Genomic DNA, 19,946 nt, shown 5'->3' with positions numbered 1-19,946 from the left:
CCGTGCGGCGTCAGATCAACCGCCCGCGAATGGGTCCACCCTCAATCGCCGATCACCGTCGCGCCGAAGATCGGTTCGAAGGCGGCGCGGAGTTGCATGTCGACCTCGGCGAGGCTCACCGGCAGGCCGAGATCGACGAGGCTCGTGACCCCGTGCTCGCGCACCCCGCAGGGCACGATGCCGGAGAAGTGGGACAGGTCCGGCTCGACGTTGAGGCTGATCCCGTGGAAGCTCACCCAGCGGCGCACCCGGATGCCGATGGCGGCGATCTTGTCCTCGACCCCCGGCCCCTTCTCCGGCCGGCGCACCCAGACGCCGACCCGGTCCTCCCGCCGCTCGGCGCGGACGTTGAAGGCGTCCAGCGTCGCGATCAGCCACGCCTCCAGGCTCGCCACGTAGGCGCGCAGGTCGGTGCGGCGGCGGGCGAGGTCGAGCATCACGTAGGCCACCCGCTGGCCCGGCCCGTGATAGGTGTACTGCCCGCCCCGGCCCGCGGCGTGGACGGGGAAGCGGTCGGGCGCGACGAGATCCTCGCGCCGGGCCGAGGTGCCCGCCGTGTAGAGCGGCGGGTGCTCCAGCAGCCAGACGCACTCGCCGGCCTCGCCCCGGGCGATCGCGGCGGCGCGCGCCTCCATCCAGGCGACCGCTTCGGGATAGTCAACGGTAGCGTCGCTCACCCGCCACGCCACCGGGCCGGAGCCCGGACGCGGCAGGAAGCCGTGCGGGGCGACCGCGAGGCGCGGGGTGCCGACCGGAGCGTTTACCAAGGCTTCACCATCCTGCGTCCACGGTCTCTGACCACCCGCGGCGGGTGCTGGCAAGGCGGGGCGGAGCGGGCGTGGCGGTCTTCGAGACCCTGAAGGTCGACCTGACGGTGGTGCTCGGCCGGGCGCGCATGCCGCTGCACATGCTGCTGCGCATGGGCCGCGGCGCGGTGATCGAGCTGGAGGCCTCGGACACCGACATGGTGGAGATCCTCGCCAACGACCACCCGATCGCCCGCGGCCAGATCGTCGTGACGGGCGACCGCATCTCGGTGGAGGTGACCGAGCTGATCCGCAAGGCGGCGGCGATCGTCGAGGCCGGCGCCAGCATCGGCGACGGCGCCGTCCCGTTCCTCGACGGAAGCTTCGACGCGGCCTGAGGCGGAGAGGCCGCGCGCTTCGCGCTTGTCGGGGCGGAAACGATCTGGTATCGGCTGCCGCACCCGCGAAGACGGCGCCCCCGGGCGCGGCGCGCGGGAGAGACGGACGGGCTCGCCCGCGTCCGATGCGGCCATGGCGGAATTGGTAGACGCGCTAGCTTGAGGTGCTAGTCCCGCGAGGGGTGGAGGTTCGAGTCCTCTTGGCCGCACCAACTTGTTTTCACTAGCTTATTTCTCAACGGATCGCGACTAAGGTAGCGTCGCAGAACCGCGGTTTGCATGCCCGTTTGCAAATGCTGTTCTGTTGACGTTCGCCGAGGGACCCTGCGTGAAGCGGCCGAGCCAGAAAAGTCGGTACCCGGACAAGCCGAAATCGCTGGATCGAAATGTCCCGCCGGCTTTCCTGATCCGGTGGGCTGAAGCAGCCGCGTACGAGTCCAGCGACTATCACTGCTATGGTCCGAACGGGCGGCCGCCCAAGCCCCGGCCGAAGCCCGCCATGCCGTGCCCTCGCGACTGGACGAAGCAGCAAGGTCTCAACGCCGTTCGCTCCGCGATCAGGGCCGGGCAGGTATCGAAGGCGAAGGTCCTCGACGGCTTCCCGCGCCACATCTGGCACCGCGAAGGCGACGTCTGGTATGAGGGTCGTACGAACGATGGCTGGCCGGGAGTTTACCACGGTCACCCGGTAGAACCCTCTGCTCTGCCATCAGGTCTCCTCCGATGAGCACGTTCTCGATCCTGCGATCTTGGATGAAGGCGGACGGCGGCTCGGTCGAAGCGGCCACGTTCGCCAAGCTCCAGGTCATGTTTGGCGGCCGGAACGTCACCGAATTCGAGGGCGAGAGCGAGCCGCGCACCGACCACCTCGAAATCCCGCTGTACTACCTGGCCGAATGGGTCGCCGAGAACTGGTGGCCGATCCTGTGGGAGCCGCGGAAGAGCGAGGATGCGGCGGCCGATGGCGATTTTTTCGGACGCCACTCGCCCCTCGCCGCACAGCACGGGTTTGCGCTGCCGCAGTTGGAGTTCCTGTCGACGGGTGACGACGTCGTCGTTAGCGCCGCACCGCGCCAAGTGCTGCACGCGGACGTCCGGTTCAAGGTCGGCGGGCGGGCGCAGATGCCCCGCAAGGACGTCGAGAGCGAGCTGCGCAAGTTCGTCACAGGCGTAGTCGGTCGCCTGGCCGATCGCGGCCTCATGAGCACCGATCTCCAGGCGGAGTGGGCGCTCGTGGAGGGCACGTCACCGGACGAGGTGGATTTCTGCCGTCTGATGGGTGCCTTGGGGCTGTCACCGTACGCGGTGCCCGAGCGGATCGCGGACGCGATCGAGCGCGCTGCAGACGTGCACGACAGCCAGGCCCTGATGGACCTGTGCCTCGCGTCGACCCCCGGTACGATCGAAGCGGCCGTGAAGCTGATCGACCAGGCGAAAATCCTGACCGATCAAGCGCCGGAGTCGACCCTCGAACCGCTCAAGAAGGTTCCGGTGCCCGCCGACATTCCAGCGCTGCCGGCGTGGAAGCGTGGGGTTACAGCCGCACAGGCGGTACGCAAGGCTCTCCAGATCAAGGACACGGACGCGCAGGGCAGCTCGAAATTTTTCGACATCCTCGGCATCGATCTGACACCCAACTCGTACGTGGCCGAGGCCGAGCCGACGACCGCCACGACCTGGGAGAGCGAAGGGCAACCGATCGTTGGCGCGATCGAGCGCCACGAGCTGCGCTCGCGGATTGCCCTACTCCAGCGGCATAGGGCCCAGCGGAAGTTTACGGCCGCGCGCTGCGCCTACATGGCCTGGACGGCCGAGCGAGTGCACGATCACCGCCTCGTCACAATGGCTGTGACGCGCGATCAGCAGGCGAGCCGTGCCTTCGCCGTCGAGCTGACGGCGCCGATCGCCTACCTCAGGATGGTCGCCCGCTCGCAACCGCTGGGAAGCCACGAGGTATACGGCGTTGCCAACGCCCTCGGGATCAATCCCGACGTCGTCCGCAAGCAGGCGCAGAACAACAACCTGCCTCTGATGCATGCCTGAAGCGCTCACCCGGCGTTCCGCCGGTGGGCGCTGAGCGTCCCGATCGCGCCGAGTCCTTCGTTCGGACCTCGACGGCGCGTAGGTTCAACCAGCCGATCTCCTTCGAGTCGACGAGCTTCTTCCGCGCTAGCTGTCGCTTCCAAGGAGGTCGGTCTTTGGGGACTCTGCTCTTGAGGGTCGTGCCTTGCCGACTCGACCGGATGTCCGGGAGCGCGCGGCCGTGCCGGAGTGACCCGAGCCGTCACGGCTCGGTGAAGACCTTCAGATCCCTGATCCGCTGCCGGGCGCGGGCGATCATGCAATCCCCGCCCTGGATCGACGCGATCGTCCCCGTCTGCTGGCCGTAGAATACGTCGCAGTCGCTCTGGCGGAAGGCGACCCAGAGCCTTTCGGCCGCCCGCAGCTTCTCCTGCTGGTCCTGCGGCAGGGCGGACAGGACCGTCCGGTAGGTGGCGTTCAGCTCCGCCTCGACCCGGGCCAGCTCGGCCGTCTGGCACTGGACCGAGGCGTAGGTCGACGCGCTCCGGGCCATGCAGGACCGGTAGCCCTCGTCGCCGGCCCGGGACGGCGCCGCGGCGACGACCAGGCCCAGAACCAAGCCCGCACCGACGCCGAGGCGGCAGACCGGCCGGAAGCCCCGGGCCGGCCCGTGGGCGCGCGCGTCTCGCTTCGGCATGGCGATGCTCTCAGGATGGGATCGACGCGAGCAGAGGTGGGCGGTCCCCCAAGGATGACCGCCCACCCGGGGGATCGGGACGGCGCGCCTTAACCGAACCGCACCCCGCCGGCGTTGACGAGCCCGAGATCGGCCTCGACCGGATCGGGTCCGAAGCGGTTCTGGCCGATCGTCCCGCGCATCACGGAGAAGATGAACAGCGGGATGAGGCCCACGATCGTGAATCCGGCGAGATACCACCACCCGGTCCGGTCCGTATCGTGCAGCCGCCGAACCAGGACGGCCAGGGAGGGGAGGAAGTGGATCAGGTGGACGAGCGCCGAGAGGATCTGCGGATCGCTGCTGCTCTTCGTATAGCCGTGGATGAAACCGTCCAGGAACCCGGCCACGAAGCATAGAACGACGTATACCAGGATGAAGTACCAGTATTCCGACCGCGACGCGCGGCCGCTGAAGGTCACATAATTCCGCATCCCCTTCATGTAGGCATTCATCGACAGCCCCCGTCAGCGCCACGTTCGAGATCTTGACGTGGCAGTGTTCGCCCGCCGGCCGTGAAGGAATCGGTAAAAGGGCGGCCGGGGCGGGGCCGAATGCAACGGCGCGGTGTAGCATCGGTGAAGGTGGAGCCCGCGCGAGAGCCCGATGTGCAACCTCTACAGCCTGCGGACGGGACCGGCGGAGCTGCGCCGCGCCTTCGGGGTCGCGCACGACCGCACCGGCAACCTCCCGCCGCTGCCCGGCATCTTCCCCGACCAGATGGCGCCGGTGGTGGTCGGCGGCGCGGCGGGCCGCGCGCTGGCGATGATGCGCTGGGGCATGCCCGGCCCGCAGGCGTTCGGCGCGCAGCCGGTGACCAACGTGCGCAACACCGCCTCGCCCCACTGGCGGCCCTGGCTGAAGCCTGAGTACCGCTGCCTCGTGCCGGCCACCGCCTTCAGCGAGTACGCCGACACGAAGCCCAGGAAGACGCCGGTGTGGTTCGCGCTGTCCGAGGACCGGCCGCTCTTCGCCTTCGCGGGCATCTGGCGGCCCTGGACGGGCGTGCGCGGCACGAAGCGCGAGAACCCGGACCGGGTCGCGGCCGAGCACCGGCTGTTCGCGTTCCTCACCACGGAGGCGAACGGCGTCGTCGGTCCCGTCCATCCGAAGGCGATGCCGGTGCTGCTGACGCGGCCGGAGGAGTGGGCGGCGTGGCTCGACGCGCCGGTGGCCGACGCCGTGCGGCTACAGCGGCCGTTGCCGGAGGCCGACATGCGGGAGGTGGCGCGCGGCGCGCGGTCGGACGGGGCGTCCGATCCCGAGACCTGACGGGGGCGCCATCCGCGGCGGGCGCGCCCCGACCGGCGATCACCGCGACGTGATCGTGCGAGGCCGTCCGCGTGGACGCCGCGCGTTGCGATCGCAAGGAAGCGGCAACCCTCCTGCGGTCATGCTCCGGGGCGAGCGGGACCCGCGTCCGCTCGCCGCCGAGGCAGCCCCCGCCGGCTCGTCACACCGAGAGAACCGCGCCGTGCAGCGCACCTCCGCCGAGCCCGGGCCCCCGGTTCCACCGCCCGACCGCGACGCGTCCGCCGGCGCGCCGATCCTCGACGGCGCCTGCCGCACCGCCTGCGCCCTCCTCGGCGCGCCGGCCGCGCTCGCCCTCCTCGGCGCGGACGGCGCAACCCGTCCGGCCGGGTCCGCCGGGATGGGCGCGGAGGCGGTCGCTCAAGCACTCGCCGCGCCGGCCCTGCGGGCGATCCTCGCGCGTCCGGCCGAGGCGCTCCTGCACGAGCCGTGGGCGGGCGCGCGCCTGTGCGCGGTCGCGCCCCTGCGCGCGGAGGATGGGACCTGTCTCGGCCTCCTGTGCGCGGTCGACCCGGGCGCGCTCGACGAATCCCGGCTCGGCCTCCCGGCGGACGCCCTCGACCGGCTGCGGGACCTCGCCCGCCTCGCGGCGGGGGAGTTGCGCGCCCGCGCGGCCGAGCGCGGTCTCGCCGAGGGCGAGGCACAGCTCGCCGCGATGCGCGCCGCCCGGCGGGTGGCCGAGCAGCAGGCGGGCTTCGGCCACTGGCGGCTCGATCCCGAGACGCGGACCCTGGCGTGGTCGGCCGGGACCGCCCGGATCTTCGGCCGCAACGCCGTGCTGGAGCCCGTGCCGCTCGACGCGCACCTGAATTTCTACCACCCGGACGACCGCGCGGCGGTGGGCGAGCGGGTCGAGGGCGCCCTGACGGGCCTCAGCCGCCAGCACCGGGGCGGCTACGAGCACCGCTCGCGGGTCCTGCGGCCCGACGGGGAGATCCGCCACGTCTGCGTGCACGGGATCGCCGAGCGCGACCCGGCCGGCCGCCTGACCGCGCTCCAGGGCGTCTGCCTCGACGTGACCGACCTCGTCAGCCGGGAGCGGGATCTCGGTGCCGCGGACGCCCTGATGCGCGCCGCGGTCGAGGCCATGGACCAGGGCCTCGTGATGACCGACGGCGACGACCGCGTCCGGGTGCACAACCGGCGGGCCGCGGCCCTGATGGACATCCCGGCCGAGCTGCTGCGCGACGGCGCGCCGTTCGGCGCGGTCCGGGCCCTCCAGGCGGGACGGGGGGAGTTCGCCCGCCTGCCGGACCCGCTCCGGCGCTGGCTGGAGCGCGGAGAGCCGGCGCTGCGCGTCGACGACTACGAGCGCGCGCGCCCGGACGGCACCGTGCTTCAGATCCGCACCCTGCCGCTGGCGGACGGCGGCGTGGTGCGCACCTTCACCGACGTGACCGCCCGGCGCGAAGCCGAGCGGGCGCTGCGGGAGAGCGAGCGCCGCTACCGGCTGATCGCCGAGACCGCCACCGACATCATCATCCTCAGCGATCTCGACACCACCCGCCGCTACGTCTCGCCCGCGGTGACGGCGACCCTCGGCTACGCGCCGGAGGAGCTGATCGGCACCCGCCCCCTCGACTTCGTCCATCCCGACGACGTCCCCGCCTACCGGACGTTCCTCGACGACCTGACGGCCGGTCGGACCGAGCGGGCGCTGACGGTCCAGCGCTACCGGCACCGGGACGGCCGCTGGATCCCGCTGGAGCTGTCGTTCCGGCTGACGCGCGACGCCGGGACCGGGCGCCCGGACGGCTTCGTCGCGACCCTGCGCGACGTCAGCGCCCGGCTGGCCGCCGAAGCGGAGGCCCGCAGCGGCGCGGCGCGCGACCGGGCCCTCGTCGAGGCGCGGTTGCAGGAGGCGCAGGCGCGGGCCGATTTCACCACCGCCACCAGCGCCGCCATCCTCGCCCAGCTCGCCGAGGGCGTGATCGTCACCGACGCGGCCGGCCGGATCACCCTGGTCAACACCGCCGCCGCGGCGATCCACGGGGTGTCGCGCCTCGACGTGGAGCCGGACGCCTACAGCGACACCTACCGGTTGTTCACGGAGGACGGCCGCCACCACCCGCCCCAGGACCTGCCGCTCGCCCGCGCCGTGCGCGGCGAGACGGTCCGGGACGCGCGCTGGCGCATCCGCCGCCCGGACGGGACCGAGGTGCTGGCCATCGGCAGCGCCCAGCCGCTGCTCGGGCCCGACGGGGCGCAGATCGGCGCGGTGCTGACCCTGCGCGACGACACCGCCCGCGAGGCGGCGGAGCGCTCGCTGCGCGCGGGCAAGGCGCGGCTGCGCGACCTGAACGCGACGCTGAGCGAGCGCGTGGCCGAGCGCACCCGGGAGGCCGAGGCGGCCCGGCTCCAGGCCGAGGCGGGCAGCCGGGCGAAATCGGAATTCCTGGCCTCGATGAGCCACGAGATCCGCACGCCCCTCAACGGCGTGATCGGCTACAGCGACCTGCTGCTCGACGAGCCCGACATCGACCCGCGGGTGCGCCAGTACGGCGCGCGCATCCGCTCGGCCGGCGCGGCGCTGCTGACCGTGGTCAACGACATCCTCGACGTCTCCAAGATCGAGGCCGGTCAGGTGGAGATCGCGCCGCGGCCGTTCGCGCTCGCCGGGCTGATCGACAACACGGTGTCGATCGTGCGCGGCCTCGCCGACGCGAAGGGGCTCGCCCTCGGCGTCGTCCTCGACCCCGCCCTGCCGCCCTGGCTGTCGGGCGACGAGGACCGGCTGCGGCAGGTGCTGCTCAACCTCCTCAACAACGCCATCAAGTTCACCGCGGCCGGCCGCGTCGACCTCGCGGTGGAGGCGGGGGCGCCGGAGGGGGCCGACCGCCCGATCCGGGTGCGCTTCTCCGTGACCGACACCGGCATCGGCATCCCGGTGGACAAGCAGGACCGGCTGTTCCGGCGCTTCAGCCAAGTGGACGGCTCGTACCGGCGCGCCCACGAGGGGACCGGGCTCGGCCTCGCCATCTGCAAGAGCCTCGTCGAGCTGATGGGCGGGGCGGTCGGGGTCGAGAGCGCCGCCGGGCGCGGCTCCACCTTCCGGTTCGCCGTCGACCTGCCGCGGGCCGCGGCGCCGGCCGCGCCGGCGCCGGCCGGTGCCGGGACCCCGGCGCGCCGCCCGCGCCGTCTGCTGCTCGCCGAGGACACGCCGCTCAACCAGGAACTCGCCTGCGCCCTCCTGCGGGCGGCCGGCCACGCGGTCGACGTCGTCGCGGACGGCGCCGAGGCCCTGCGCGCCGTCCAGGAGAGCCCCTACGACCTCGTCCTGATGGACGTGCAGATGCCGGTGATGGACGGGGTGAGCGCCACGCGCCGCATCCGCGCCCTGGATCACCCCGCGGCCCGGGTGCCGATCGTGGCGCTCACCGCCAACGTGCTGCCGCAGCAGGTGGCCGAGTTCCGCGTCGCGGGGATGACCGACCACGTCGGCAAGCCCTTCACCCGCGCGACGCTGCTCGACGCGATCGACCGCTGGGCCCTCGGCGGGACGGCGGGCGGGATGACGGGCGGGCCGGCCGCGGGCGATGCACGGCCCGAGGCGGGGGGCGGCGCGATCGACCGGGACGCCCTCGACACCCTGGCCGCCTCCGTGGGCCGGGACCGGATCGGCGGGCTGCTCGCGATGCTCGCCGAGGAACTCGACGCCCGGTTCGGGTACGCCGCCCCGGCCCGGGACCGGGACCGGGACAGCATCGCCGACGACGCCCACACGATGATCGCCGCGACCAGCATGCTGGGCTTCGACGGCCTGGCCCGGCTCTGCCGGACGGTCGAGGAGACCTGCCGCTCGGGCGGCGATTACGGGGCCGCGCTGGACACCCTGCGCGCCCGCACGGCCGAGGCCATCGCCGAGATCGAGACCCTGCGCGCCGCGTGACACCGGGCGGCTCGGATCCCGACCAATCGTCGGGATCGGCGCGTCCGGCGGGCGCCCGCCGCCCCCAGGAAGACGTTCTCTGCGTGGGGGACAGCCGGCGATGCGCGGCCCTCAGCGCCGGCTGGTATGCGATGCCGGGCGGGTCATTGCGGGCTGGCGAGCTTCATCAGCACGAGGCCGGACACGATCAGGGCGGCCGCCGCGAGCCGGGCCGGTGTGGCGGGCTCGCCGAGGACCGCGATGCCGACCCCGAAGGCGCCGACCGCGCCGATGCCGGTCCAGATCGTGTAGGCGGTGCCCAGCGGCAGGCTGCGCATGGACAGGGCCAGCAGGCCGACGCTGGCGATCATCGCCACGAGCGTGACGGCGGCCGGCCACAGGCGCGTGAAGCCGTCCGACTGCTTCATCGCGAACGACCAGACGACTTCGAGGAGGCCGGCGGAGATCAGGAGAATCCAGGCCATGCGGCCCTCCTCGAAAGGGCCGGGCCGTCCCGGACGTGAACCCCTCGACGACGGCGCGGACGCGGCCTCGTCCCGGCGGAGCTGGGGCGGGCGCGGCCCGGTTTCGAGCGCGACCGGCCCCGGTCGATCGGACGTGCCGGGCCGATCTCTCAGGGACCCGCGATGCTCAGAGCCGCACCACCCGCGGATCGGGCGCGCCTGCCGTTCCGTGAGCCGGCAAAACGGGCGCGACGTCCGTCGGTCCGGTCCCGCAGACTGCTCGGATCGTCTCGCGCAGGGCGGCGGGCATGAACGGCTTCACGAGGCAGGCATTGACGCCCGCCCGGCGGGCCGCCGGGAAGCACTCGGCCTGCTCCTGCGTGGTCATCATCACGAACGGCGTCCGGCGCAGATCCGGATCGGCCCGCACGCGCCGCAGCAGCTCGTAGCCGGTCATCGGCAGCATGTTCCAGTCGGCGATCACGAGGCCGTAGCGGCGCTCGCGCATCCGCACCAGGGCGACGGTGCCGTCGGCGGCCGCATCGACGTCGCGGAAGCCGAGTTGGCCGAGCACCGCGCGGACCAATTCGACGATCAGGGCGACATCGTCGACCACCAGCACCGGCAGGGCTGACGGGGACGGCGGAGGGTCGGACCGGCTCGGCATGGCGTCCCGCTCGGGTATCGTTGTCCTGCGTTCTGCAACCCGATCGAAAAGTATCCAACCTTCGATTGCAGGACCGATCCATCGCCCGGGAGGTCCTAATTTCACGTGAAACCGCGCCGCCGGACGCCGCGGCTTATCCGGAGCGGGTCCGGCGGGACGAACCGGGTGACGATCACGGATCCCGCTGGGAAGCGCGCCGGTCGGACACGGTGCCGGGTCGCTGTCGGTCGCGGCAGCCCCTGCCCCGATCGGCGAAACCGGCGAGGATGGTCGCGGAACGGGTGGGCCTTCCCCAGCGCGCGCTCGACCGGGGCGTTCACGCGAGTGCGGCCGCACGCAGCAAGAGGCCGTTCGACCTCAAGTCCCGCCAATCACCTGCCGGATTCGGCTCCGTCCATCCTCGACCTCTTCCTGAGGCCTGCGTCGGGCGCACGGATAGGGTCGCTCGAACGGGTTCTCGGGTCGGCGTCCTCCGGGCGGATCGGCGGCCGCCGAGACCTGCCGCGCTGGAACCGTCCTCAGCCCGACTTCCACCCGCGGGCGCGCCACGCCGCCAGGACGCGGGCGTTGAGCCGCGCCACCCGGGCCCGGTGCGCCTCCCAGAACGTTCGGGGCGCGGGAGCCGGCTCGGTCTCGGGCCTCGCCTTCGGCCGCGCGGCGGCCACCGCCCAGCGCGCCGCGGGAGAAGCCGGCCGCCCGGCCGGGACGGCGCCGCCGAGGATCGCCTGCGCCCGCGCGCAGTAGACCTGCGACAGGGGCGACATCGTCTCGGAACCGTGCCCGGCCCGATACTTCATCAGCGCCCGGCACAGGTCGCCCTCGGCGAGCCGCCACGCGGCGGCGAGGTAGCGCACCCCGTAGCGGACGTTCACCTCGGGCGTGGACAATTCCGCCACCGTGCCGCGGAAGCCCAGCATCGCCGCGGTGGTGGGCCGGACCTGCATCAGGCCGACCTCGCCGACGCTGCCGACCACGGTCGGGTCGTAGCCGCTCTCGATCTGCGCCACGGCGTCGGCGATCGCCAGCGGCAGCCCGGTGGCGGCGACCTCGCGGGCGATCAGCGGCAGGAAGCAGGCGCGGGCGCCGACCGGGACAGGAACGGCGCTCACGGAGGCGGCACCGGCCGGGGCGACGCTCGCGGAAGCGGTGCGGGCCGGGGCGATGCTCGCCGTGGCGATGTGGGTCGGAGCAGCGCTCCCGGAGGCGGTGCGGGCCGGGGCGACATTCGCAGAGGCGGCGCTGGCCGAGGCGACGCGGGTCGGGGCGGCGACGGCCCCGGCGGCGACCCGTACAGGGGGTGGGAGCGCCGGCAGGGCGGCCATGCCGCGGGCATGCACCGTCACGAAGGTCGCCGGGCGAGCCTGCGCGGTACCGGCATAGAGCAACAGCAGGAGAGCGGACGGGACGCGCATCGGCCGCCTCGGGGGGTGGACCTCCCCTTCCCTAACGGATCGTCCTCAACAGAGGCTTAGCGCGCGGGCCCGTCCTCGTCCGGCAGGTACAGGGACCGGACCCGCAATTCGTCGATCTCCAGGGTGCCGATCCGCGCCCGCCCGACCGAGAGCCGGCCGATGGCGAAGGCACCCAGCGCCACCGCGCCGAGGGCGAGCGCCCCGAGCGCGACGGCCCCCGCCGCCCCGGCCCCCAGCGACGCCGCCCCGGTCGCGCTGGCGGGACGCGCCACGGGTCCGCCAAACCGCTCCGCCGGATATCGCGTCTCGTCCATGTGCAGCGCCCTCCGCGTCCGGCGGGTATCGCCGCGGTCCGCGCGAGAAGGCAAGGCCGATCCCCACCGGGCGGCGCGGTATCGAGACGCGATGCGTCCCCTGCCGCCCGCAGGCCGTCCTCGGACAAGAGCGGTCCTCGCGGACACGCTCACGCTCGATCCTGGGACCAAGCGACGATCTTGGTTACGTGCCAGTGGACGCTCCCCGCATCCCGCCCGGGCGGCGTCGCCCCTAATACAGCCGCGTCCGGTAGGCCTCGGCGATCGTCGCCTCGGCCTCCTCCACCGGGGCGGCGGCGGTCTGCTCGGCGAGGATGCGCCCCAGGCTCGGGAAGGTGGCGCGCGGCACGTGGCCGGCCGGGTCCCAGAACTTCGCGCGCATCAGCGCCTTGCCGCAGTGGAAGAAGACCTCGCGCACCCGCACCACCAGGGCGGCGGCCGGCACCTTGCTCTGCGCGGTCAGCGGCACCAGCAGGTCCGGGTCGCGGGCGATCTCGGCGACGCCGTTGACGCGCAGGGTCTCGTCGATGCCCGGCACGAAGAAGATCAGCCCGACGCCGGGATTGGTCAGGATGTTGGCGAAGGAATCGACCCGGTTGTTGCCGCGCCGGTCGGGGATCACCAGGGTCCGCGCGTCCGGCATCGCCACGAAGCCCGGCGCGTCGCCGCGCGGACTCGCGTCGACGCTGCCGTCCGCCCCCGCGCTCGCCAGCACGAGCAGCGGCGACAGCGCGACGAAGCGGCGTCCGTAATCGTCCAGGTGATCGAGCACCTTGCCCGCCGCCAGCGGGCCGACCGCGCCGAAATGGCTGCGCAGCGCGTCCGCGTCGCGGATCGTCGCCGTGTCGCGGTCCATGTCACCGTCCATGCAATTCCCCGGTCGCGCGTCGCCCCGCACGAACCGTACCAGAGACGGCCGCGCCGGCTAGCGCCCGCTCAAGGCCAGACCCGGATCGACACCGGGCGCCGCATCAGGTCGCGGTCGGAGGTGATCGCGCAGCCCTCGGTGCGCAGCGTCGCGTAGGTGAGCAGCGCGCTGTCGCCGACGTCGTCGAAGTTGCGGCCGCGCGCGCCGGGGTCGAGGAGCGACGGGTAGGCGATCAGCCCGCCCGGCGCCGTGCACGGGTCGTCGTAGAGGGTGGCGCCCGCCATCAGCAGCCGCGGCCGGTCCCAGGTCAGGAGGTCGCGCGAGGTGGTCCAGTAGAAGCCGGATTGCGGAAACTGGCCCCCGGCCTTGGCGTCGGCCTTGGCCATGAACACCGCGATGAAGGCGCCGGTGCCGCGCTGGCGCACCACCGCGCCGACCGGCCCCGGGAACGGCCCGACCGGCCGGCAGGTGTCGGGCAGCTTCACGGCCGTCCGGTAGGGGTCGGGGAAGGCGGCGGTGAAGCCCCCGCCGGTCCAGGCCCGCCAGCGGCCGGGATCGGCCGGGTCGTCGCTGCGGAACAGGCAGACGCCGGCCTCCTGGTCGCTGCCCGGCCGGTCCCAGCCCGTGGTCGAGGCGAGGAAGTAGCGCCAGCGCCCGTCGGCGACGATGTTCGACGGGTTGAAGAAGCCCCGGTGATGGCCCTGGTCCACCTCCTGCCGGAACGGCGCGCCGGCCACCACCGTCGGCGGGCTCCTGCGCGCGAAGCTGCGGCCGCCGTCGGTCGAGGCCGCCGCGGTGATCGTGTTGTACCAGCACTCCATGTAGACCTTGGAGCGGCAGCGGCCCGGGTGCTCGTTGGCTTGGTACTCGTGGTGGAGGAGCGCGGCGACCGCCCGCCCGTCCTCGGTCCAGGTGGCGGTGATCCAGGAGCGGTCGTCGTAGAGGGCGGGGTCGGATTTCTCGCCGGACTCGAGCACGACCGCGCAGTCGAGCTTCAGGTGCTCGAGGTCGGGGCCGCGCAGGGCCCGGTTGCGGTAGTGCATCCCGTACAGCGCCACCGCCCCGGAGGCGTCGCGGAAGGCGCGGGCGGGGGCGTCCGGCACGTCGGCGCCGTCGCAGGCGTCGCGGCCGGCCTTGAACACGAGGGTCGGCGGGCCGACGAGGGTCAGGGCCGAGAGCGGCGGCTCGGCGGTTCCCGCCCGCGCCGGCGACGTGGCGAGGAGGACGGCGAGCGAGAGGGCGAGGGCTGCGCGCATGGGGTGTCCCGGCCGCGTCCGGGCCGCGCCTGGACAAAGCGGCCGAGATTCGGTTGAGAACCGTTACAGACTGCTTGCCGCAGCGCCCCCGACCCGCGACATCCCCATGACCCTCCTGATCCTCGGCCTCGTGCTGTTCCTCGGCACGCACGCCTTCTCGATGGCCCGCGGCCCCCGCGGGCGGATCGTCGCCCGCATCGGCGAGGGCCGGTACAAGCTCGGCTACACCGCTCTGTCGGCGCTGGGGCTGGTGCTGATCGGCGTCGGCTTCCACGATTACCGCATGAGCGGCTACATCCCGGTCTGGAACCCGCCGGTCTGGACGCGCCACCTCGCCTTGCTGCTGGTGCTGTTCGCCTTCATCAGCCTCGCCGCGGCCTACCTGCCGGGCCACATCCGGGCGCGGGCCAAGCACCCGATGCTGCTCGCGGTGAAGATCTGGGCCACCGCGCACCTGCTCGCCAACGGCGATCTCGGCTCGATGCTGCTGTTCGGCGGCTTCCTCGCCTGGGCGGTGGCGGCGCGGATCAGCGCCAAGCGCCGGGCGCTTGCCCCGGGGGCGGTCGCCGCCCAGCACGGGGGCGCGGCCGCGCCGCACGGCTGGCGCAACGACATCCTGGCCGTCGCCATCGGCACGGTCGCGTGGTTCGTGTTCTCGCGCTACCTGCACTACCCGGTGATCGGCGTGCCGGTGTGGCCGGGGCAGGCCTGAGCGCGGGAGACGCCCGCCAAACCGTCGGTCGCCAAGCCCGCGCCGCTGTGTTAGGCGCTGGCCGACGTTTGGCACGAGGTGGCCCGCGGGACGACGCGCGGGCCGGGATACGATGGCCCAGAACAACGAGTTCATCCGCGAGGTCGACGAGGATTACCGTCGCGACCGCATCCTCCAGATCTGGCGGCGCTACAGCGGCGTGATCATCGCCGTGGCGGTGCTGCTGGTGGCGGGCGTGGCCGGCTGGCGCTACTGGGAGGCCCAGCAGCGCGCCGCCGCCGAGACCGCCTCGGTGCAGTTCGACGACGCCAACCGCCTCGCCCGCGAGGGCAAGACCGCCGAGGCCGACAAGGCCTACGACGCCCTGGAGGCGCAGGGGCCCGCGGGCTACCGGCTGCTCGCCCGCTTCCGCTCGGCCGCCGAGACCGCCAAGGCCGACCCGGCCAAGGGCGCCGCCGAGTACGACAAGCTCGCCGAGGATACCGCCCTCGGCGACGGCCTGCGCGACCTCGCCCGCCTGCGCGCCGCGCTGATCCGCATGGACGGGGCCGACCCGGCGCCGGCGCTCGCGAGCCTCCAGGGTCTGGCGGCCGGCACGCCGTTCCGCCACACCGCCCGCGAGATGCTGGGCCTCGCCGCGCTGAAGAAGGGCGACTACGAGGAGGCGGGCCGCTGGTTCGACCAGATCGTCGCCGATCCCGAAACCCCGCGGAACCTGCGGGAGCGCATCGAGGTCTACGCGGCGATCGTCGCGGGCGGGCCCGTCACCGTGACGGAGGCCAAGCCCGAGCCCGCCGCCCCGCCCCCACCGATCACGCGCTGAGCAGGATCACGTCGGCAGGCCGACGCTTCACCCGCTCAGCGTCTTGAAGGGCCGCAGGTTTTCGACGCAAAACCGGCGGCCACTTTTGCGAAACCGGCTCAGTTTCTTCGGACTTTTCGAGACCCGCCATGGACATGCCGACCGTCGCGATCGTCGGCCGGCCGAACGTCGGCAAATCGACCCTGTTCAACCGGCTGGTGGGCAAGAAGCTCGCGCTGGTCGACGACCGGCCGGGGGTGACCCGCGACCGGCGCGAGGGCGACGTGGCCTTCGGCGGCCTGGAGTTCCGCGTCATCGACACCGCCGGCCTGGAGGAGGCCGACGCCGACACCCTCACCGGCCGCATGCGCATGCAGACCGAGGCGGCGATCCTCGCCGCCGACGTGGTGCTGTTCGTGATCGACGCCCGCGCCGGCGTGCTGCCGGCCGACGAGCCCTTCGCGGAACTGGTCCGCCGGGCCGGCGTCCCGGTGATCCTGATCGCCAACAAGGCCGAGGGCGGCGCCGGGATGGCCGGCGCCTACGAGGCGTTCCGCCTCGGCCTCGGCGACCCGATCCCGTTCTCGGCCGAGCACGGCGAGGGCCTGGGCGAGTTGCACGGGGCGCTCGCGACCGCCCTCCCCGCCCGCGACCCGGACGAGGCGGACGAGGACGACGACGCCCCCGGCGGCCGGGCGCTGCGTGTGGCCATCGTGGGCCGCCCCAACGCCGGCAAGTCGACCCTGATCAACCGGATGCTCGGCGAGGAGCGGCTGCTCGTCGGCCCGGAGGCCGGCATCACCCGCGACTCGATCTCCCTGGATTGGGAGTGGCGCGGGAGACGCATAAAACTTCATGACACCGCGGGCATGCGCCGCCGCGCCCGCATCGACGACAAATTGGAAAAACTCGCGGTCTCGGACGGGTTGCGCGCCGTGCGCTTCGCCGAGGTGGTGGTGGTGCTCCTCGACGCCACGATCCCGTTCGAGAAGCAGGACCTCACCATCGTCGACCTCGTCGAGAGCGAGGGCCGCGCCGTGGTGATCGGCCTCAACAAGTGGGACCTCGTGGCCGACCAGCCGGGCCTGCTGAAGCAGCTCCGCGAGGACTGCACCCGCCTGCTGCCGCAGGTGCGCGGCGTCGCGGTGGTGCCGCTCTCGGGCCTCGCCGGCCAGGGCGTCGACAAGCTGATGCAGGCGGTGACCGGCGCCGCCGAGGTCTGGGACCGGCGCGTCTCGACCTCTCGCATCAACGACTGGCTGTCCGAGGCGACCTCCCGCAACCCGCCGCCGGCGGTCTCGGGCCGGCGCATCAAGATCCGCTACGCCACCCAGGTGAAGAGCCGCCCGCCGCACTTCGCCCTGTTCGGCAACCAGCTCAACGCCCTGCCGAAATCCTACACGCGGTATCTGGTGAACGGACTGCGGGAAGCGTTCGACCTGCCGGGCACGCCGATCCGGCTGTCCCTGCGCACGAGCACGAATCCGTTCGACAAGGGTTGAGGCGGCGCCTGCCGTCTTTGCGAGCGGAGCGAAGCAACCCAACGGCGCCACGTCCGCCGGCCGCGCGCAGCCCTGGGTCGCTTCGCCTTCGGCTCGCGATGACGGCGAGCCGCCGATGCGGTCAGCCGGCAGCTTCCGCCGCGATCCAGTCCACCACCGCGGCGAGCGCTGCCCGCGCGTCCTTCCCCCCGGCCCGCGCCGCCTCGAACGCGGCGACCTGCCCGTCGGCGCTGGTCCCGTCATCGACGATCGCGCGCGCCCGGGCCACCTCCGCCGCGCAGCCGAGCGCCGCGGCGTCCGCGGCGACCAGCGCCAGCACCGCCTCCAGCGCCTCGGGGAACGGCACCGCCTCGCCCCGCGCCTCGTCGATCAGCGCGGCGCGGGTGCCGTCGTGCTGGGCCCGCCACAGGTTCTCCAGGACGAGTGCCCGCGAGACGCCGTCGAGCCCGGCATTGAGGTCGGGCCGGCGCACGCAGAGCCGCACGAGGCAGCGGAACAGGGCGGCGATGCACAGCGAGTCGGCGAGCCGGGTGCAGGCGTCGGCGATGCGCAGCTCCACCGTCGGGAACTTGATCGACGGGCGCAGCGACCACCACAGGTAGCTCGAGTCGGCGATGGCGCCGGCCCGGGTCATGATCGCCACGTAGCGGTCGTAGGCGGCGGCGTCCGGGAAGAGCTCGGGCAGGCCGGAGCGGGGCAGCTCGCCGAACACGCTCGGGCGATAGGCCATCAGCCCGGTCGGCTCGCCCTGCCAGAACGGCGAGGAGGCCGAGAGCGCGAGCAGCAGCGGCTGGAACGGCATCAGCCGGTTCATCAGATCGACCCGGACGGCCGGGTCCGGCACCTCGACGTGGACGTGCATGCCGCAGATCAGCGCCCGGCGCGCCGCGATGCCGACATCCGAGAGGATGTCCTGGTAGCGTTCGCCGTCCGAGGCGGTCTGGCGGTCCCAGCGGGCGAGCGGGTGGGTGCCGCAGGCGAGCAGGCTGAGGCCGTGCTCGGCGGCGATCCCGCGCAGCACCCCGCGCTGGCGGGCGAGGTCGTCCAGCGCCGGCTGGGATTCGGTCAGCGGCTTGGTGCAGACCTCGACCTGCGCGGCGACGAGTTCCCGCCCGGTGTCGGAGAGCTGCGCCATCACCGCCGCGTGGAAGCCCGCGAGGTCGCCCCGCGGCGTGCCGCGGGTCTCGGCGTCGGCCAGAAAATACTCTTCCTCGATGCCGAAGCGGTAGCTGTGGGCGGTCATCCTCGTCTCCGGCGTGGCGGTCGTGACGAGATAACGGCGCGCGGGCTGTTTCGACAGCGTCCGGTGACATTGCGCCCAGCCCGGATGAAGACGGAGTGTGCCTGAGGACAGACCCGTCGCTCTCAAGTCGGGCCGTGCGGCTGGGCGCCGACGCGCTCCGTCTTTGCGAGCGCAGCGAAGCAACCTAGGGCAGCGCGCGGCCCGCAAGCATGGCGCCGCTGGGTCGCTTCGCCTTCGGCTCGCGATGACGGCGCGGGCCTCGATGACCGGACGCGCGTCGATGCCGCCCGCCGCGCCTCGTTGGTTAGGGCGTCCGCAGCGCCCCGCCCACCAGCCAGGCCGGGTCGAACCAGCGGTCGGCCTCGCCATCGTAGGGCAGCCGGGTGATGTCCCAGTTCTGGATGAACCGCGCGTAGACGTTCCACACCGCGATGCCGCCGCCCACGAAGATCCGCCGGCCCGGATAGCGCTTGAGGACCTGTTCGGGATCCTCGTGCGAGCGGATCACGTCGATCGTGCGGTCCTTGAAGGCGAATTCGGGCACCGAGGCCACCGTCTTCGGGCCGGCGATCAGCACGTGGCCCATCGTCAGCGCGAAGAACCGCGTCACATCCTCCACGTAGAGCGGGTCGGTGTTGCCCTCCCAGGGCAGGTGGCCGTCGAGGCCGAGCTGGCCCCGCTGGCCGATCGCGCAGATGCAGCGGACGTCGATCATTCCGGAAAACTCACACTCGCGGGCTCCGCCCGGACCCGCCGGGGCCGCAGGCCCCGAACCCCATTACTCGGGGCTGCGGAAGCTGAGAACCCGGTCGCCCGGGAAATCGTAGAGCTTGCCCGTCTCGGTCCAGTCCGGGCTCGCCAGGCGGACGATGTGGGGCGCGAGGTCTTCGGGCGTGCGCAGCGTCTCGGGGTCCTCCCCCGGCATCGCCGAGCGGCGCATCGCCGTGCGCAGGGGGCCGGGGCTCAAGAGCATCGCCCGGATCGCCGTGCTCTCGGTCTCGGCCGCGTAGGTGCGCACCATCGCGTCGAGCGCCGCCTTCGAGACCGCGTAGGGGCCCCAGTACGCCCGGCACTTCGACGCCGCGCCGGAGGTGAGGAAGATCGCCCGGCCCGCGTCCGACATCCGCAGCAGCGGGTCCAGCGAGCGGATCAGCCGCCAGTTGGCGGTGACGTTGATCGCCATCACCTGATCCCAGACCTTCGGCGTGATGTGGCCGAGCGGCATCAGCGCGCCGAGGATGCCGGCATTGGCCACCAGCACGTCGAGGCGCTTCCAGCGCTCGTTGATCGCCGCGCCGAGGCGGTCGATGGCCTCGTGGTCGGCGAGATCCAGGGGCACCAGCGTCGCGCTGGAGCCGGCCGCGCGCACCGCGTCGTCCAGCTCCTCCAGCGCGCCGACCGTGCGGGCCACCGCGACCACGTGCGCGCCGGCCCCCGCCAGCGCCAGCGCCGCCGCCCGTCCGATGCCGCGCGAGGCGCCGGTGACGACCGCCACCCGGCCGTCGAGCTTCTTGTCAGACTGCGGCATGCGACGGTTCTCGGGATCCTCTGGCCACCGGTGACGGTGATTGCGACGATTGGCGAAGGACGAAGTCTCTCCGATCCCACCCGCGCCCTCATCCTGA

At 73.0% G+C, this 19,946-nt stretch carries 18 protein-coding genes, 1 tRNA gene and 1 pseudogene; 8 read left to right on the top strand and 12 right to left on the bottom strand.

The genetic code is table 11. From position 1 onward, the window contains the following. Positions 1-41: 41 nt before the first annotated feature. The gene (gene lipB / locus Q8W71_RS09100) at positions 42-767 is read right to left on the bottom strand and encodes a lipoyl(octanoyl) transferase LipB (RefSeq protein WP_305525023.1); all 726 of its coding nucleotides are present in this window, start codon (positions 765-767) and stop codon (positions 42-44) included. Positions 768-838: 71 nt separating this feature from the next. On the opposite strand from lipB, the gene Q8W71_RS09095 reads away from it, so the two are divergent. The 3 genes from Q8W71_RS09095 (at position 839) to Q8W71_RS09085 (ending at position 3,187) form a co-directional block, all read left to right on the top strand. Further along, positions 839-1,144 carry a FliM/FliN family flagellar motor switch protein gene (locus tag Q8W71_RS09095; protein ID WP_305525022.1) on the top strand — a complete coding sequence of 102 codons (306 nt, stop codon included), beginning with the start codon at positions 839-841 and terminating at the stop codon, positions 1,142-1,144. A 127-nt stretch (positions 1,145-1,271) separates the two neighbouring features. Then, positions 1,272-1,356: transfer RNA gene (locus Q8W71_RS09090), tRNA-Leu, on the top strand. A gap of 511 nt (positions 1,357-1,867) precedes the next feature. Then, positions 1,868-3,187: a hypothetical protein gene (locus Q8W71_RS09085; protein ID WP_305525021.1), complete on the top strand. Its 1,320-nt coding sequence runs from the start codon at positions 1,868-1,870 to the stop codon at positions 3,185-3,187. A gap of 241 nt (positions 3,188-3,428) precedes the next feature. On the opposite strand, the gene Q8W71_RS09080 is transcribed toward Q8W71_RS09085, so the two are convergent. Together Q8W71_RS09080 and Q8W71_RS09075 are read right to left on the bottom strand one after the other, a co-directional pair. Beyond that, a complete protein-coding gene (locus Q8W71_RS09080) occupies positions 3,429-3,863 on the bottom strand; it encodes a lysozyme inhibitor LprI family protein (protein WP_305525020.1) in 435 nt (144 codons plus the stop codon). Positions 3,864-3,952: 89 nt separating this feature from the next. Then, positions 3,953-4,357, bottom strand: coding sequence for a DUF805 domain-containing protein (locus tag Q8W71_RS09075; protein WP_305525019.1), 405 nt, complete (start codon positions 4,355-4,357; stop codon positions 3,953-3,955). A 151-nt stretch (positions 4,358-4,508) separates the two neighbouring features. On the opposite strand from Q8W71_RS09075, the gene Q8W71_RS09070 reads away from it, so the two are divergent. Next, positions 4,509-5,174: an SOS response-associated peptidase gene (locus tag Q8W71_RS09070; RefSeq protein ID WP_305525018.1), complete on the top strand. Its 666-nt coding sequence runs from the start codon at positions 4,509-4,511 to the stop codon at positions 5,172-5,174. A gap of 202 nt (positions 5,175-5,376) precedes the next feature. Next, positions 5,377-9,102 (top strand): PAS domain S-box protein, encoded by a 3,726-nt coding sequence (locus tag Q8W71_RS09065; RefSeq protein ID WP_305525017.1) that lies wholly within the window; start codon positions 5,377-5,379, stop codon positions 9,100-9,102. Positions 9,103-9,245: 143 nt separating this feature from the next. On the opposite strand, the gene Q8W71_RS09060 is transcribed toward Q8W71_RS09065, so the two are convergent. From Q8W71_RS09060 to Q8W71_RS09035, 6 genes and pseudogenes are all read right to left on the bottom strand, one after another. Next, a complete protein-coding gene (locus Q8W71_RS09060) occupies positions 9,246-9,566 on the bottom strand; it encodes a DMT family transporter (protein WP_305525016.1) in 321 nt (106 codons plus the stop codon). 247 nt (positions 9,567-9,813) lie between these two features. After that, positions 9,814-10,212 (bottom strand): annotated as a pseudogene (locus Q8W71_RS09055) (response regulator); the annotation flags it as partial. A 518-nt stretch (positions 10,213-10,730) separates the two neighbouring features. Next, the gene (locus Q8W71_RS09050) at positions 10,731-11,624 is read right to left on the bottom strand and encodes a lytic transglycosylase domain-containing protein (RefSeq protein WP_305525015.1); all 894 of its coding nucleotides are present in this window, start codon (positions 11,622-11,624) and stop codon (positions 10,731-10,733) included. Between the two features lie 56 nt (positions 11,625-11,680). Further along, the gene (locus Q8W71_RS09045) at positions 11,681-11,938 is read right to left on the bottom strand and encodes a hypothetical protein (RefSeq protein WP_305525014.1); all 258 of its coding nucleotides are present in this window, start codon (positions 11,936-11,938) and stop codon (positions 11,681-11,683) included. 232 nt (positions 11,939-12,170) lie between these two features. Then, positions 12,171-12,794, bottom strand: coding sequence for an MSMEG_1061 family FMN-dependent PPOX-type flavoprotein (locus tag Q8W71_RS09040; RefSeq protein WP_305525013.1), 624 nt, complete (start codon positions 12,792-12,794; stop codon positions 12,171-12,173). A gap of 80 nt (positions 12,795-12,874) precedes the next feature. Then, positions 12,875-14,062 carry a hypothetical protein gene (locus Q8W71_RS09035; RefSeq protein WP_305525012.1) on the bottom strand — a complete coding sequence of 396 codons (1,188 nt, stop codon included), beginning with the start codon at positions 14,060-14,062 and terminating at the stop codon, positions 12,875-12,877. 106 nt (positions 14,063-14,168) lie between these two features. Here Q8W71_RS09035 and Q8W71_RS09030 point away from each other — a divergent pair, with 106 nt between their 5' ends. The 3 genes from Q8W71_RS09030 to der all read left to right on the top strand — a co-directional run bounded on the left by Q8W71_RS09030 (position 14,169) and on the right by der (position 17,078). Further along, a complete protein-coding gene (locus Q8W71_RS09030) occupies positions 14,169-14,774 on the top strand; it encodes an NnrU family protein (RefSeq protein WP_305525011.1) in 606 nt (201 codons plus the stop codon). A 112-nt stretch (positions 14,775-14,886) separates the two neighbouring features. Beyond that, on the top strand, positions 14,887-15,597 hold the full coding sequence (locus Q8W71_RS09025; RefSeq protein ID WP_305525010.1) for a tetratricopeptide repeat protein: 711 nt from the start codon (positions 14,887-14,889) through the stop codon (positions 15,595-15,597). A 128-nt stretch (positions 15,598-15,725) separates the two neighbouring features. After that, complete coding sequence (gene der / locus Q8W71_RS09020; RefSeq protein WP_305525009.1) at positions 15,726-17,078, top strand: ribosome biogenesis GTPase Der; 1,353 nt, start codon at positions 15,726-15,728, stop codon at positions 17,076-17,078. A 121-nt stretch (positions 17,079-17,199) separates the two neighbouring features. On the opposite strand, the gene Q8W71_RS09015 is transcribed toward der, so the two are convergent. From Q8W71_RS09015 to Q8W71_RS09005, 3 genes are all read right to left on the bottom strand, one after another. After that, a complete protein-coding gene (locus tag Q8W71_RS09015) occupies positions 17,200-18,321 on the bottom strand; it encodes a carboxylate-amine ligase (protein WP_305525008.1) in 1,122 nt (373 codons plus the stop codon). Positions 18,322-18,625: 304 nt separating this feature from the next. Further along, on the bottom strand, positions 18,626-19,036 hold the full coding sequence (locus tag Q8W71_RS09010) for a dihydrofolate reductase (protein WP_305525007.1): 411 nt from the start codon (positions 19,034-19,036) through the stop codon (positions 18,626-18,628). A 63-nt stretch (positions 19,037-19,099) separates the two neighbouring features. Next, positions 19,100-19,849 (bottom strand): SDR family NAD(P)-dependent oxidoreductase, encoded by a 750-nt coding sequence (locus Q8W71_RS09005; RefSeq protein WP_305525006.1) that lies wholly within the window; start codon positions 19,847-19,849, stop codon positions 19,100-19,102. Positions 19,850-19,946 lie beyond the last annotated feature (97 nt).

The organism is Methylobacterium amylolyticum, assembly GCF_030700245.1.
GTDB lineage: Bacteria > Pseudomonadota > Alphaproteobacteria > Rhizobiales > Beijerinckiaceae > Methylobacterium.
This window is presented reverse-complemented; position numbering and strand designations above follow the sequence as displayed.

Bases quoted from the DNA above. Each gene is read 5' to 3' on its own strand.
- Q8W71_RS09080 (WP_305525020.1), bottom strand. From the start codon at position 3,863: ATGCCGAAGCGAGACGCGCGCGCCCACGGGCCGGCCCGGGGCTTCCGG.
- Q8W71_RS09060 (WP_305525016.1), bottom strand. From the start codon at position 9,566: ATGGCCTGGATTCTCCTGATCTCCGCCGGCCTCCTCGAAGTCGTCTGG.
- Q8W71_RS09005 (WP_305525006.1), bottom strand. From the start codon at position 19,849: ATGCCGCAGTCTGACAAGAAGCTCGACGGCCGGGTGGCGGTCGTCACC.
- Q8W71_RS09025 (WP_305525010.1), top strand. From the start codon at position 14,887: ATGGCCCAGAACAACGAGTTCATCCGCGAGGTCGACGAGGATTACCGT.
- der (WP_305525009.1), top strand. From the start codon at position 15,726: ATGGACATGCCGACCGTCGCGATCGTCGGCCGGCCGAACGTCGGCAAA.
- Q8W71_RS09070 (WP_305525018.1), top strand. From the start codon at position 4,509: ATGTGCAACCTCTACAGCCTGCGGACGGGACCGGCGGAGCTGCGCCGC.
- Q8W71_RS09015 (WP_305525008.1), bottom strand. From the start codon at position 18,321: ATGACCGCCCACAGCTACCGCTTCGGCATCGAGGAAGAGTATTTTCTG.
- Q8W71_RS09045 (WP_305525014.1), bottom strand. From the start codon at position 11,938: ATGGACGAGACGCGATATCCGGCGGAGCGGTTTGGCGGACCCGTGGCG.
- Q8W71_RS09035 (WP_305525012.1), bottom strand. From the start codon at position 14,062: ATGCGCGCAGCCCTCGCCCTCTCGCTCGCCGTCCTCCTCGCCACGTCG.
- Q8W71_RS09075 (WP_305525019.1), bottom strand. From the start codon at position 4,357: ATGAATGCCTACATGAAGGGGATGCGGAATTATGTGACCTTCAGCGGC.
- Q8W71_RS09050 (WP_305525015.1), bottom strand. From the start codon at position 11,624: ATGCGCGTCCCGTCCGCTCTCCTGCTGTTGCTCTATGCCGGTACCGCG.
- Q8W71_RS09040 (WP_305525013.1), bottom strand. From the start codon at position 12,794: ATGGACCGCGACACGGCGACGATCCGCGACGCGGACGCGCTGCGCAGC.
- Q8W71_RS09010 (WP_305525007.1), bottom strand. From the start codon at position 19,036: ATGATCGACGTCCGCTGCATCTGCGCGATCGGCCAGCGGGGCCAGCTC.
- Q8W71_RS09030 (WP_305525011.1), top strand. From the start codon at position 14,169: ATGACCCTCCTGATCCTCGGCCTCGTGCTGTTCCTCGGCACGCACGCC.
- Q8W71_RS09085 (WP_305525021.1), top strand. From the start codon at position 1,868: ATGAGCACGTTCTCGATCCTGCGATCTTGGATGAAGGCGGACGGCGGC.